Below are 12,320 nucleotides of genomic sequence, written 5' to 3'. Positions count from 1 at the left end.
ATCGGTATTGCATTGCTCACACCTTAACAGGGCGTTAGCCTTTTTACCGAACTCAGCTACGTATTTCATTGTGTTACACAGTAGTCATTGGTTTTGTCGCATATCGACGATTGACAAATAGGTAAATAAGTTTGGACTGAATATCTTCGATCTCTTGAGAAAAGGAGATCAACAAATGAAAATAAAAAATCGACCTATTGTATTATTAAAATCAAAATCTCAATGTGTAACTTATTCAGGAGATCCGTTGCATGACAAGGTGCGGATTATTTCTGCTGCGGTCAACTCAAAGAGAAAAATATTGTCACGAGCTGAGATAGCAAAAACTATACTCATTGTGGAAGAGGAATAGTGAATGAGTGATAAAGTTAGAATATTTGCTTATAAGCCGTTTAAAGATTCGCTCTCCCCTGATGTTTATGAGGCTTTAAAAAACAAGTTTCGTGAGTACAAGGAAAAAGGTGTGCAACCACATGATTTTGGGAGAGATACGACGTTTGATTTTCCCGAAAAGCTTCGATTATCCGGGTTGCGACATATACATATAAAAGATAAAACGTCCAAGCGTTGGAACTTGAAGAAGTTTGCATTTGATAAAACTAGCAATACGGCTCTTATCTATTCTAGTAACTATTTTGATGACAATTGCTATTTACTTATTGGTTTGCTAGATAATGCTCATCACGCCTACAAAAATAACCTATTATATTTATTGGAAATGTCTGATATTGCTGATAGCTTTAGCAATAAAAATTTATAGGAACAAATATGAAAACCACTTTAAACTGGAAAAAAGGCACACCACCAACTCCCGGCATTTACTTTGTAGCACTGAAGTTGGGGCAATCTATAGGTAGATATGACTTCATGCTGTGGAGTGGAGAGGTGTGGGAGACAGATCAGCAGGTTGAAATTATAGCCTATGTAGATGCCGATGATATCAAAATGGCGTTATCCCCAGAGTGGCCAGAGAATTCTGATAGAGAATTGCCTCAAACCAATAAAAAAGATCTCCCTAATGATATTTGGGTAGAAGATTAAAACTAAAGGCTAACAAAGCATTTAAGAGTGATTCCCAACGCGTGGCATTTTTACTATGCGTTGTGTTTGGTGTTTAAGGTGGTATGCGGCGGCATCGGTATTGCGTTGCTCACACCTTAACAGGGCGTTAGCCGTCATGGAACTTGCTATACTTAAAGTGATAGAATAGTATCACTTTAGTATTCCTTTGGAGCAGCTCTCATGAAAGTAGAACTAGTTACATCACTTAAACGTCAAGCAACTAAGATCCTCGCCGATCTCCACGATACCAAAGAACCAGTGCTAATTACTGAGCATGGTAAGCCATCTGCGTATCTAGTTGATGTTGATGACTACGAATTTATGCAAAACCGTTTAGCTATTCTTGAGGGTATTGCACGAGGTGAGCGTGCACTAGCTGACGGTAAAGTGGTAAGTCATGATGAAGCCAAGGACAAAATGTCAAAATGGTTGAAGTAATCTGGACAGAACCAGCGTTATCTGACCTCAATGATATCGCTGAATACATAGCACTTGAAAATATCGTAGCTGCAAAGCAGTTAGTGCAAACGAGCTTCTCCAAAGTCGAACGCCTACAAACTTTCCCAGAATCAGGTCGTATTCCACCCGAACTAGAACATTTAAGTTATCGTGAAGTAGTCGTTAATCCATGTCGTGTCTTCTACAAACAAGACGGTGACAAAGTGTTTATTCTTTTTGTTATGCGTGCAGAAAGAGATTTACGTAAGTTCTTGTTGAGTAAGCAATAAACTTTGGGAATGAGCGGCTAACAAAGCATTTAAGAGTGATTCGCAACGCTTGGCGTTTTCGCTTCGCTCAAGTATAGCCAAGCGTCGCTCACACCTTAATGCGGCGTTAGGCATCTTTCATAATATCCGTAAGTGCTTTCTTGATTTCGTTCAGCGAGCTGTTTTTTCTAATTTGAAGTGCGAGGTTTATATTATGGATTACTTTTGCTGAATCTAGTACTTCTTGTGGGACTTTCCCATTGTTAACTAGCCACTTTGATATGTCATACCAGTACCATAGAGGGTTTTTATTTGACACTTTCATTGAAGGAGAAGGGAAATTTCCATCTCCTCTCAAACCTTGATGAAAGTTGCTAATAGCAGACTTCGTTAAGCCAGCTTCCATCGCAGACTCACTTAGGTTTACGTAATAAGGCGAGTCAATCGACACTACCTCTAAATCACAGTATTGAAGTGACTCGATTAACTTTATTCTTTCAATGGCAGAATTGTATAAGTCATTACTATTAACCAGAAAAGACACTCTTAGCGCATTTCTGTGTTGTTCTACAATGACATCATGCTCTTTATCAAAAGCCATTAGCTCATCACTTATGTCATCGATGACTTCATCGCTCAACCGATCAGTACTTTGTGTTTTCGATTTTACGATTAACTTTAATTCATATGTGGAAGAGTGCATATGTCCTCTGAGTACCCACTAATTTCTCAATAATCCTAACGCCCTGTTAAGGGGTGAGCAACGCAATACCGAAGCTACCGCATATCACCTTAATCATAAAACACAACGCATAGTAAAGATGCCACGCGTTACGAATCACTCTTAAGCAGTTTGTTAAACTTTCATCATCTAGAGCCTCAAACCTTGAGGCTCTCTCGTAACTACAACTATTAGTATCGCCTAGTTTTAGCTCAGCTGGACACATTTAAGCATTCTTTTTGCACATTCTTCTGGGTTACGAGGTGTTGACGCTATTCTTATGGAATGTATAACCATTCCATCTTGGCGTAGTATCAACCGTCCCCAGATATGAGCGCGTCCAGAAGCCCTTTTAACTTCATATCCATTTTGCATTGCGATTCTAATAACTGCATCAATTTCTTTGTTATGATGAAGTTTAGAAATTAGTGGGTACCTCTTAATTTATCTAACAATTTCAGTGAATGTATCATCGCTGTGTTCACTTGTACACAGTTTTTATGACAAAGATTAAGATGCCTAACAAAGCATTTAAGACTGATTCCCAACGCCTGGCATTTTTACTATGCGTTGGTTTTTGTGTTTACGGTGTTATGTGGGAGCTTCGGTATTGCGTGCCTCACACCTTAACAAGGCGTTATAGCGCACGATAAAATTGAATATGGATGGTCATGGATAATATCGAAAAAGAGCTCTATCAAGCAGCAATAGAACTAGTAAATATGCGATATCCTTCTGGTTGGGGGGGAGCTGCGGCTGTTAGAACAGAGTCAGGAAAAATATTAACAAGCATTGCTCCTGATACTAAAAACGATGCTCTTTCACTATGCATGGAGGTGGGAGCGTATTTAGAGGCTCACAAACTCAATGAGCGAGTGACCCACTCATTATGCCTGTGTCGTGAGAGCGAGAACGATGAATTTCTAATTTTGTCACCATGCGGAGTTTGCCAAGAGCGCCTCGTCCATTGGGGGGGGGATGTCAAAGCAGCAATTACGACTTCAGGGAATGCATTGGTTTTCAAGACTATACGAGAATTAATGCCTCATCATTGGTCACTTGTAAACGGCAAAGCGCTATAACAAACTGTTTAAGAGTGATTCGCAACGCGTGGCATCTTTACTATGCGTTGGTTTTAGTGATTAAGGTGGTATGTGGCGGCATCGGCATTGCGTTGCTCACACCTTAACAGGGCGTTATGTGTTTTGAAGGAATTGTAACAAAAGTGAAAATCTCAATATCTTCTGAGGAATTTGTAAATGAGTTCTCTGAGCTCAAACGTCAGCTAGTTGAAGGCTATTTTTCGAAGGATTCAGAAATATCTCGCCTAAATACGTTGGAAGACGCTGGTATCGATGCGAAGCAGTTAGATGTAATAAAAGGCGTTGTGGATGAGTCTTTGACGGATGCTCTGTATACAATTCTACTTGGTTTAGAGGGTAGCGCAGCTATCGGTAAGCATCAGATTTGCTACAAATTACAAGATGAATTAGGCACTGAGTTAACAGGTGAGTTTGAAGAGTTAGCTTTCGAGGCACTGCAAGAAAAACACACATAACAAACTGTTCAAGAGGGATTCGCAACACGTGGCATTTTTACTATGCGTTGGTTTTAGTGTTTAAGGTGGTCTGCGGCGGCTTTTGTATTGCGTTGCTCACCCCTTAGCAGGGCGTTATGTTTGTTATCGTTGGTAATAGCAAAAATGCAATATGATATACAATAGGGAATTTAATAGTATGAAAGTTGTGGCTAAACATAATAACTGGCTTTTATATAGTGATGGGGAAAATTACATTCTAAATTCAAGGTGTGATTATGGCATTGGAGAGGAAACTGCTACTTTTTTATTAAAGGTTGATGAAGTTTCTCGTTATTTAAAATTTGGAGAGAAAGTAATTCACGAACTTTCGGATTCGGCGCGTAGTTCATCAGGAAAGCATTATTATGAGAAGCAGCGTCCTATTAGCGATGAGCTAATGAAAGAATACTATAAAGCAACGAGTGAATATATTCATAAGTATATCCGATAAAATGGGTAATGATATTTTCAATTTTTAAACGTTGGTGATGCAAACATAACAAACTGTTCAAGAGGGATTCGCAACGCGTGGCATTTTCACTATGCGTTGGTTTTAGTGTTTAAGGTGGTTTGCGGCGGCTTTGGTATTGCGTTACTCACCCCTTAACAAGGCGTTAGGTTTCAAGTAGAAAACAATGGAAGTTTCACTTCGCAACATTACAAAAAAAAACTATGAAAAGGTATGTGAACTAGACGTATTGAAGGAGCAAGAACAATACGTTGCTTGCAATATGTGGTCTCTCGTTGAGTCAATGTTCAACGAGGGGTATGAAACTAGGGCTATTTATGTCAAAAATGAACCTGTCGGCTTCTTTATGTGGGTCAAGGAGTCATTGTCTAAAGTTTCAATATGGCGGTTCATGGTCGATTATAAACATCAGCAAAGCGGTATTGGTCGTAGATTTTAGATCTCGCACTGAGTGAAATAAAGCAATTGCCAGAGCTAAAAGAGGTCGAGATTTGCTATGACCCAGAGAATCCTGTAGCCAGAGAGTTCTATTCGAGTTTTGGTTTTGTTGAAATTGGTATGGATGAAGACGATGAAGATATGATTGCAGTCCTCACCATTTCAACCTAACAAACGCTTCAAGACGGATTCGCAACGCGTGGCACTTTTATCATGCGTTGATTTTAGTGATTTATGTGTAATGCGGAAACATCGTATTGCGTTGCTCACCACTTAAGCGGGCGTTAGGCATTTGGAGGATATATTGGAAGAGTCAAAACTAAATGAGCTAATGGAAATTGAGGCTGCTGAGCTGAGCAAAATTTTCGTTGGTGAAGTAGAGCCTTTGGTACAAGTACTAAAGGCACATTTATACACCGAAAACTTCCTTGAAAAGTACATACTAGTCTCTTTACCTCGAGGAGATAAGCTCATAGAAAATGGAAACCTATCCTATCACCACAAGCTTTTAATCTGTGAAGCTTCAGAGGCAATACCTGATGACCTAGTTTCTAGTCTAAGAAATTTGAATAAAATACGTAATAAATTCGCTCACCAATTAGATATGGAAATTTCAGAGACAGACGTACTTAGAGTGGGTAGTCCCCTAGGCTCTTCATTTACAAAATTGAAAAAAGATAATGTTGGTAACCACCAACGGCTATTTTCCAGCTTATTAGTTTCTATTTGTACGCGTCTCTCGGTACTTTATTACGTCTTGGAGCATAACAAGTAATAAATGCCTAACAAATTGTTCAAGAGGGATTCGCAACGCGTGGCATTTTTACTATGCGTTGGTTTTAGTGTTTAAGGCGGTATGCGGTGGCATCGGTATTGCGTCGCTCCCCCCTTAACAAGGCGTTAGGCGACATGAGACAAACGATAGACTAGTGGATAGTATCTTGGCGTGAATCTAGCTTCAGTTAACAGAAAAGGAGTGGATTAATGAATGGTAAAGCATTTGATAATTGGCAAAAATCGCGAAAGAAAGGATGTTTAAATTGGCTTTTCAGAACAACTTTCGTCACAGCCATTTTGTACATGATTTTTAATGTTATTTTCCTTTATCCATCTTCTGATGCTGCAAGCATTACGATTTTCTTATCGGATAATGCTCTTAATTACTCAATTTACACGATCGGGATCTTTTTCGCATTTTGGGCTATTTGGCTATACAACGAATCTTCGTATGAGAAAGAAGTTAAACGTAGAAATGTCGCCTAACAAACTGTTCAAGAGGGATTTGCAACGCGTGGCATTTTCACTATGCGTTGGTTTTAGTGTTTAAGGTGGTATGCGGCGGCTTCTGTATTGCATTGCTCACCCCTTAACAGGGCGTTATATTCTCTCTCGATCCGTAAAACTTCCGTACAAATTGAATGTGCTTTCAGTTTGCACTATAATCATCCATGATTACGGAATGAATCCGTACACCGGAGGGGTTATGGCAACTGCACGTTTAGATATCCGCCTTGATGAAGAGATCAAGGCAAAAGCCGAAAAAGCATCGGCTTTACTTGGTTTAAAAAGTCTTACTGAATATGTTGTGAGACTTATGGACGAAGATGCGACTCATGTTATTGAAGAGCATGAAAGTATTATGGTCAAAGACAGTGTCTTTGACGAGTTTATGGCTGCGTGTAATAAAGCGAAAGCTCCGAATCAAGCTTTGTTGGATGCTGCCAAATTTACAGATGAGAGTGGTATTAAGTGAGTTGGGGTAAAGAGTTCGTAGAACTTAGTAAATCAAAGCATGACCGCAACTCATTTGATTGTGGTGAGCAAGAGTTAAACACATTTATCAAAACTCAAGCTGCAAAGCATATGCAAGCAGGCATTAGTCGAACAATGGTCTTACCTAGTGCTCAACCAATGCTCAATCAAAAATTCGCTATTTGTGCATTTTATAGTGTTGCCCCGAGCTCTATCAGCCGAGAAACATTACCAGAACAACTAGCAAAGAAACTTCCTAGATACCCAATCCCAGTTTTTCTTTTGGCTCAATTAGCTGTGCACAAAGAGTTTCATGGCTCTGGACTCGGAAAGGTTAGTCTAATTCGTGCCCTGAAATACTTGTGGGAAGTAAATCACCACATGCGGGCATACGCAATTGTTGTGGATTGTCTTACAGATTCCGCTCAAGCGTTCTATACGAAATTTGGCTTTGAAGTATTGTGTGAACACAATGGACGTATTCGTATGTTCTTACCAATGAAAACTGTAGAACAGCTTTTTAATCAATAGGCTACGAATATAACAAAGCATTTAAGAGTGATTCGCAACGCTCGGCATTTTCGCTTCGCTCAAGTATAGCCGAGCGCAGCTCACACCTTAATGCGGCGTTAGAAAATTTGAGGAAAGTTATGTACGCGGTGATAGTAGAAAATGATGTTTCTCAATGGGACGATGGTACAGGCGTTTTGTATCATTTTCCGAAGAGGTACTTAAAGTATCTAGAGCCAGGAACTCAAGTCATTTACTACAAGGGACGTATTAAAGACAAAGCGTATCAAGTAAGTAGATTGTCAAACGAACCACACTATTTTGGTATTGGAACAATCGGCAAAGTATTTCCCGATAGAAATAGTACTAAAAGTGACTACTTTGGGACTATCGATAGTTTTGAAACATTCTCTAAGCCAATCCTTGCCAAAATAGATGGTAAATATTTAGAAAGTATTCCCTCTAACCTAATATCAAATTATTGGCGAAACGGTGTTAGACCTATACCTAAAGAAAACTATGACCTGATATTAGGGCACCTTTCTAAAGATGCCTTGCAAACTGCCAAGCCTAAGTATGGAGTGGAAGAAAGTAGTGACCAATCGAACATGTTTGAGTCATTTCATGAGGGTAACTTCAATAAGAAGTACGTCACTACGTATGAGAGAAATCCAAAATTAAGGCGCCAAGCAATAGCAATTCATGGGGCTACCTGCGCTGCGTGCGGTTTCGACTATGGCAAAGTTTATGGCAGCATCGGCGAGGGTTACATTCATATCCACCATAAAGTTCCAGTGTCGCGATTAGGTATTTCGACGTTAGTAGACCCAGAAAAAGATCTAGTTCCTTTATGCGCAAATTGTCACGCAATGGTTCATAGGAAAAAAGATCAGACTCTGTCGCTCGAAGAACTAAAAGTATTGCTGGGTTCAAATTCCTAACAAACTGTTCAAGAGTGATTCGCAACGCGTGGCATTCTTACTCCATCGCTGGGCTTTATGTTTACGGTGGTATGATTAGGTTTCGTGGTTGCGTTGCTCACCCCTTAACAGGGTGTTAGAACTACAAAGGCGCATGCAACGACTTGAAATTAATAGACTTATAAATATCGATATGAGTCGACAAAAAGACGTACTCATATTTAACAACATATTTGCATATGTGAGTATTCCCTTAAGCTCACACCAATAAAGGCTAAATATGAAAAAGCCAAGTTTCAGCAAGCTCAAAGTAAACTATAAAACTCTTCCTACGCAAATCCATTCATGCTCAATGGCATTTCCCAATACTTGCGCAATTAGGATGAGCGAAGCTTTAGTTAAAACAGATAGTGACTTCCTTACAGCCTTTAAGAATTCGTCAAAGAATAAATGCCCGCATGGTTATTTAAGGGGGGCACAAGATCTAGCTGCAGTGCTAGGTTCTCCAAAAGTCTTAGGAACACGTACACTCGGTTGGACAAGCCAAGCAAATGGGCAACCGCCAAGCAATGCTATCGGTAAGAAAGGTATTGTATGTTATATGAATATTCCTGACTTTTCAGGGCAAGGGCATATAGATTTATGGGATGGGACTAAAGCTGTAGGCGATGCCTATTGGGAAGCGAAAACTATATGGATGTGGACATTAACATGAGTAAGTTCTCTATCTTTATAAGTATTTTGATCTCGTTTTCCGTTAGCGCAGAGCAATTCTCGATTTTTGAAAGAGAAATTAAGTTAAATGAAGATTGTACCGTAGACGTTATTAACGCTGGGAATCTCTCATATTCTCAAGAACTGAGTGATATCGGGGAAAAAAAATGTTCGTTTATTAAGTTTGGAGAAACTAGTTTAATTCATCTAGAGCGATTCAATGATAAATATGTAGTTTTGGTTGAATCTCAATCTTTCGACAACAAAGAATGCACTTCTCGTTATGGAGCGTTAATTTTCCGCCGTGATAAACCAGTAGAGTTGATCAACTGGTTTAAGGAAAGTGGTAGTTGCGGGGCTGATAGAGAAAGAAGGGTTTTTGAATACTTTGTATCAAAGTCCGTGCAAAAGTAATTCTAACAATCTGTTCAAGAGTGATTCAGCACGCGTGGCATTTTTACTATGCTTTGGTTTCGGTGTTGACGTGCCATGCTTCGGCTTGGTCATTGCGTGCTTCACACCTTAACAAGGCGTTAGCCGTCATAGAGCTTGCTATACTTAAAGTGATAGAATAGTATCACTTTAGTATTCCTTTGGAGCAACTCTCACGAAAGTAGAACTAGTTACATCACTCAAACGTCAAGCAACTAAGATTCTCGCCGATCTCCACGACACCAAAGAACCAGTGTTAATTACTGAGCATGGTAAGCCATCCGCGTATCTCGTTGATGTTGATGACTACGAGTTTATGCAAAATCGTTTAGCTATTCTTGAGGGTATTGCACGAGGTGAGCGTGCACTAGCTGACGGTAAAGTGGTAAGTCATGATGAAGCCAAGGGCAAAATGTCAAAATGGCTGAAATAATCTGGACTGAGCCAGCGTTATCTGACCTCAACGATATCGCTGAATACATCGCACTTGAAAATATCGTAGCTGCAAAGCAGTTAGTGCAAACGATCTTCTCCAAAGTCGAACGTTTACAAACTTTCCCAGAGTCAGGTCGTATTCCACCCGATCTAAAACATTTAAGTTATCGTGAAGTTGTTGTTAATCCATGTCGTGTTTTCTATAAACAAGACGGTGACAAAGTGTTTATTTTGTTTGTTATGCGCGCAGAGAGAGATTTGCGTAAGTTCTTGTTAAATAATCAATAACCTTTAGGAATGAGCGCTTAGTATCAAGCTTGAAGTGCGACACTTAGAGTAGCTGCTCATAAATATACTCCGTTGGTGTCTTGTAACCAAGCCTTTGGCGTGGTCTGTTATTCAGTTTATATGCTATCTGGTTGTGGTTGCACACTCTTTGTGTCACATAAGCCATTGAGGTTTTCTTAGGTAAATATTGGCGTACAGTTCAAAGGTTACAAGAAAACGGGTGTTCTTCACGAATCATTTGGTTAAGACACTACTTATAATTTTCCAAGTCAGGTCAAGCAGGCTGGGATGTTTCACATCCATATTAGACATTCTTCATCCAAACGTTGGCATTTGAAGAAGCTTTCATATCATAAGACCAGTAACACCGCGTTGATCTACTGCGAGGGCTTTTTGAATAAAAATTACTTTTTACTCTCAGGTTTTATTGAAAATGCTCTTCAATTATTTAAATTAAAACCACTTTACTTAATGGAATTGGCCGACGTAGCTGAACGCTTTCGTGAAAAGTTTTAGGAGGTAGTATGAGTATTGAGTTGAATTGGGAAAAAGGATTGCCATCATTTGTTGGTATGTATTTTGTTGCGGTAAAACTAGGACCCGCTGCTGGCGTCTACGATTTTGCTCAGTGGAATGGCTCAGCGTGGGAGTTACAAATAGAGGGTGATATAATTGCTTATGTAGATATTCAAGAATTCAAGAATTCCTTGGATATCAAATGGCCTGAAGATGTATTTATACAAAGAGAGCTTCAACAACTATCAGAAGATGACTCTGATCTTTGGTCAGAATCCTAGGGCTAACAAAGAATTTAAGAGTAACTCTCAACGCTTGGCATTTTTACTATGCGTTGCGTTTGGTGTTTGAGGTGGTATGCAGGAGCTTCGGTATTGCGTGCTTTATACCTTAACAAGGCGTTATGTGTATGTAGCTTAAAAACGTATAGCTAATTTGTCGAGAAATATATGAAAAGGATTTTGTGTTTATTTTTAATTGTTGGATTAGTTGGATGCGCTACAGCTCCAACAGTACCATCTGATGTCAAGCTAGCGTCTCATAAACGATTATATAATCAAAAATTATATAAACCTTCTGAACTTAGAACTGTTCCAGTGACGATAACACGGGACACTGGTGTTTTAGGGTCTTTGGGCTACTACATTCTTGAAAATAGATGGAGAATACGTGGTGTGGCTTAACGTGATGGAGGAAATTACCATTTACTTAGCTCCAGGAGGATACGTATTCGAAGTAGAAAATGGAGTATGTCCTGATATCAAACAGTGCAAAAAATCATTAGACGTAACCATAAAAAATGGATTTAGCAATAACTTTAGGATTGCCGCTGACGACGGTTTTGAGATCATTCGCTCCAACACATAAACATAACAAACTGTTTAGGGGGGCATCACGCGTAGCATTTTTATCATCCCTTGATTTTAGTGACTAAGGTGATGTGCGACAGCTTTTGTTCTGTGTTGCTCACTCTTAGCAGGGAATTATGCGATTAGTGGACAACTCATACCTATTGAGGTTAACATTCCTCCTCGCGGCTGCACATGAATTTCAGTCAACTTTAGAGAAAATACGATGATTGTAGAAAATGTGCTTCCTGAAAATTATGCAGAAATGCTTAATGTTTGGGAAAATTCAGTCCGAGCAACTCATGACTTCATAACAGAAGAAGATATTGAGTTTTTTAAACCAATTATCATTGAGCAGGCTTTTCCTGCTGTCGCGTTGAGATGTGTGAAAAATGATAGCGGCTCAATTTTAGGTTTCGTGGGTATCTACGACTCAAAGGTTGAAATGCTATTTATCTTGAACGAGGCAAGAGGGCAAGGTGTTGGTAAGGTGCTACTGCAATATGCAATAGAGCAGTTAGGTGCAACCAAAGTCGATGTAAATGAACAAAACCCGCAAGCCGTAGGTTTTTACGAGTATATGGGTTTTAGAGTTGTTTCTCGCTCACCACTTGATGATATGGGAAAACCTTTTCCAATTCTGCATATGACACTTTAGAGCTCGGTTTGTCGTAACCAGTTTGCTAGAAGAAACGCCCAAAGCTAATAACTTTGGGCGTTTCCGTATGTGGTGAAAAATCACATAACAATAAATTTAAGAGTGATTCGAAACGCTTGGCGTTTTTACTTCAAACCAGTTTAGTGTTTATGGCGCAATGCTTTAGGTAAGGCGCTAGCGTTGTTCACACCTTTGTTGGGTGTTAAGCTACCTTGAAATCCGTCGCATTATGATTCAATAACATTTCTGTCAGTCGTATTATCTGAGTTTA

Annotated in this window: 20 protein-coding genes and 3 pseudogenes; 21 read left to right on the top strand and 2 right to left on the bottom strand. The window is 39.5% G+C overall.

Going from position 1 to position 12,320, the window contains the following annotated elements:
• The first annotated feature begins 175 nt into the window (after positions 1–175).
• The 5 genes from J4N44_RS09615 to J4N44_RS09590 all read left to right on the top strand — a co-directional run bounded on the left by J4N44_RS09615 (position 176) and on the right by J4N44_RS09590 (position 1,790).
• Positions 176–352, top strand: a complete 177-nt coding sequence (locus tag J4N44_RS09615) for a hypothetical protein (RefSeq protein ID WP_155414572.1) — start codon at positions 176–178, stop codon at positions 350–352.
• 3 nt (positions 353–355) lie between these two features.
• Entirely contained in the window at positions 356–760 is a 405-nt protein-coding gene (locus J4N44_RS09610) for a type II toxin-antitoxin system YafO family toxin (RefSeq protein WP_069510005.1), read from the top strand.
• An 8-nt stretch (positions 761–768) separates the two neighbouring features.
• Complete coding sequence (locus tag J4N44_RS09605) at positions 769–1,041, top strand: hypothetical protein (protein ID WP_005445731.1); 273 nt, start codon at positions 769–771, stop codon at positions 1,039–1,041.
• 201 nt (positions 1,042–1,242) lie between these two features.
• Positions 1,243–1,500 carry a type II toxin-antitoxin system Phd/YefM family antitoxin gene (locus J4N44_RS09595; RefSeq protein WP_005448240.1) on the top strand — a complete coding sequence of 86 codons (258 nt, stop codon included), beginning with the start codon at positions 1,243–1,245 and terminating at the stop codon, positions 1,498–1,500.
• Entirely contained in the window at positions 1,488–1,790 is a 303-nt protein-coding gene (locus J4N44_RS09590; protein WP_252044358.1) for a type II toxin-antitoxin system RelE/ParE family toxin, read from the top strand. The genes J4N44_RS09595 and J4N44_RS09590 overlap by 13 nt, the downstream gene beginning before the upstream one ends.
• Positions 1,791–1,896: 106 nt before the next feature.
• Here the strand turns inward: J4N44_RS09590 and J4N44_RS09585 are convergent, their stop codons facing one another.
• On the bottom strand, positions 1,897–2,472 hold the full coding sequence (locus tag J4N44_RS09585) for a hypothetical protein (protein WP_252044356.1): 576 nt from the start codon (positions 2,470–2,472) through the stop codon (positions 1,897–1,899).
• Positions 2,473–3,161: 689 nt separating this feature from the next.
• Here J4N44_RS09585 and J4N44_RS09570 point away from each other — a divergent pair.
• The 13 genes and pseudogenes from J4N44_RS09570 to J4N44_RS09480 all read left to right on the top strand — a co-directional run bounded on the left by J4N44_RS09570 (position 3,162) and on the right by J4N44_RS09480 (position 10,027).
• Positions 3,162–3,572, top strand: a complete 411-nt coding sequence (locus J4N44_RS09570) for a cytidine deaminase (RefSeq protein ID WP_021033956.1) — start codon at positions 3,162–3,164, stop codon at positions 3,570–3,572.
• A gap of 143 nt (positions 3,573–3,715) precedes the next feature.
• Entirely contained in the window at positions 3,716–4,048 is a 333-nt protein-coding gene (locus J4N44_RS09560; RefSeq protein ID WP_009387531.1) for a hypothetical protein, read from the top strand.
• A 178-nt stretch (positions 4,049–4,226) separates the two neighbouring features.
• Complete coding sequence (locus tag J4N44_RS09550; RefSeq protein WP_252044352.1) at positions 4,227–4,520, top strand: hypothetical protein; 294 nt, start codon at positions 4,227–4,229, stop codon at positions 4,518–4,520.
• Between the two features lie 483 nt (positions 4,521–5,003).
• Entirely contained in the window at positions 5,004–5,147 is a 144-nt protein-coding gene (locus tag J4N44_RS28255) for a hypothetical protein (RefSeq protein ID WP_252044349.1), read from the top strand.
• 133 nt (positions 5,148–5,280) lie between these two features.
• Positions 5,281–5,751 carry a hypothetical protein gene (locus tag J4N44_RS09535; RefSeq protein ID WP_188052486.1) on the top strand — a complete coding sequence of 157 codons (471 nt, stop codon included), beginning with the start codon at positions 5,281–5,283 and terminating at the stop codon, positions 5,749–5,751.
• 209 nt (positions 5,752–5,960) lie between these two features.
• A complete protein-coding gene (locus J4N44_RS09525; RefSeq protein WP_031852102.1) occupies positions 5,961–6,239 on the top strand; it encodes a hypothetical protein in 279 nt (92 codons plus the stop codon).
• Positions 6,240–6,459: 220 nt separating this feature from the next.
• The gene (locus J4N44_RS09515; protein WP_038193591.1) at positions 6,460–6,729 is read left to right on the top strand and encodes a type II toxin-antitoxin system TacA family antitoxin; all 270 of its coding nucleotides are present in this window, start codon (positions 6,460–6,462) and stop codon (positions 6,727–6,729) included.
• On the top strand, positions 6,726–7,259 hold the full coding sequence (locus J4N44_RS09510) for a GNAT family N-acetyltransferase (protein WP_252044347.1): 534 nt from the start codon (positions 6,726–6,728) through the stop codon (positions 7,257–7,259). Before J4N44_RS09515 ends, J4N44_RS09510 begins: the two co-directional genes overlap by 4 nt.
• Before the next feature lie 119 nt (positions 7,260–7,378).
• Entirely contained in the window at positions 7,379–8,179 is an 801-nt protein-coding gene (locus J4N44_RS09505) for an HNH endonuclease (RefSeq protein WP_252044345.1), read from the top strand.
• Positions 8,180–8,438: 259 nt separating this feature from the next.
• On the top strand, positions 8,439–8,873 hold the full coding sequence (locus J4N44_RS09500; protein WP_050939856.1) for a T6SS effector amidase Tae4 family protein: 435 nt from the start codon (positions 8,439–8,441) through the stop codon (positions 8,871–8,873).
• A complete protein-coding gene (locus J4N44_RS09495) occupies positions 8,870–9,286 on the top strand; it encodes a hypothetical protein (protein WP_226982075.1) in 417 nt (138 codons plus the stop codon). Before J4N44_RS09500 ends, J4N44_RS09495 begins: the two co-directional genes overlap by 4 nt.
• A gap of 196 nt (positions 9,287–9,482) precedes the next feature.
• Positions 9,483–9,737: pseudogene (locus J4N44_RS09485) on the top strand (type II toxin-antitoxin system Phd/YefM family antitoxin); the annotation flags it as partial.
• Positions 9,725–10,027 carry a type II toxin-antitoxin system RelE/ParE family toxin gene (locus J4N44_RS09480; RefSeq protein ID WP_252044342.1) on the top strand — a complete coding sequence of 101 codons (303 nt, stop codon included), beginning with the start codon at positions 9,725–9,727 and terminating at the stop codon, positions 10,025–10,027. The pseudogene J4N44_RS09485 and the gene J4N44_RS09480, both read left to right, overlap by 13 nt.
• Before the next feature lie 43 nt (positions 10,028–10,070).
• Here the strand turns inward: J4N44_RS09480 and J4N44_RS09475 are convergent.
• A pseudogene (locus J4N44_RS09475) lies at positions 10,071–10,223 on the bottom strand (IS30 family transposase); the annotation flags it as partial.
• A 62-nt stretch (positions 10,224–10,285) separates the two neighbouring features.
• Here J4N44_RS09475 and J4N44_RS28200 point away from each other — a divergent pair.
• The 3 genes and pseudogenes from J4N44_RS28200 to J4N44_RS09460 all read left to right on the top strand — a co-directional run.
• Positions 10,286–10,543: pseudogene (locus J4N44_RS28200) on the top strand (type II toxin-antitoxin system YafO family toxin); the annotation flags it as partial.
• A gap of 8 nt (positions 10,544–10,551) precedes the next feature.
• Complete coding sequence (locus J4N44_RS09470; RefSeq protein ID WP_050903611.1) at positions 10,552–10,824, top strand: hypothetical protein; 273 nt, start codon at positions 10,552–10,554, stop codon at positions 10,822–10,824.
• A 793-nt stretch (positions 10,825–11,617) separates the two neighbouring features.
• On the top strand, positions 11,618–12,049 hold the full coding sequence (locus J4N44_RS09460; protein ID WP_045490299.1) for a GNAT family N-acetyltransferase: 432 nt from the start codon (positions 11,618–11,620) through the stop codon (positions 12,047–12,049).
• The last annotated feature ends 271 nt before the right edge of the window (positions 12,050–12,320 follow it).

Source organism: Vibrio sp. SCSIO 43155, from assembly GCF_023716605.1.
In the GTDB taxonomy this organism is placed as follows: domain Bacteria; phylum Pseudomonadota; class Gammaproteobacteria; order Enterobacterales; family Vibrionaceae; genus Vibrio; species Vibrio harveyi.
This window is presented reverse-complemented; position numbering and strand designations above follow the sequence as displayed.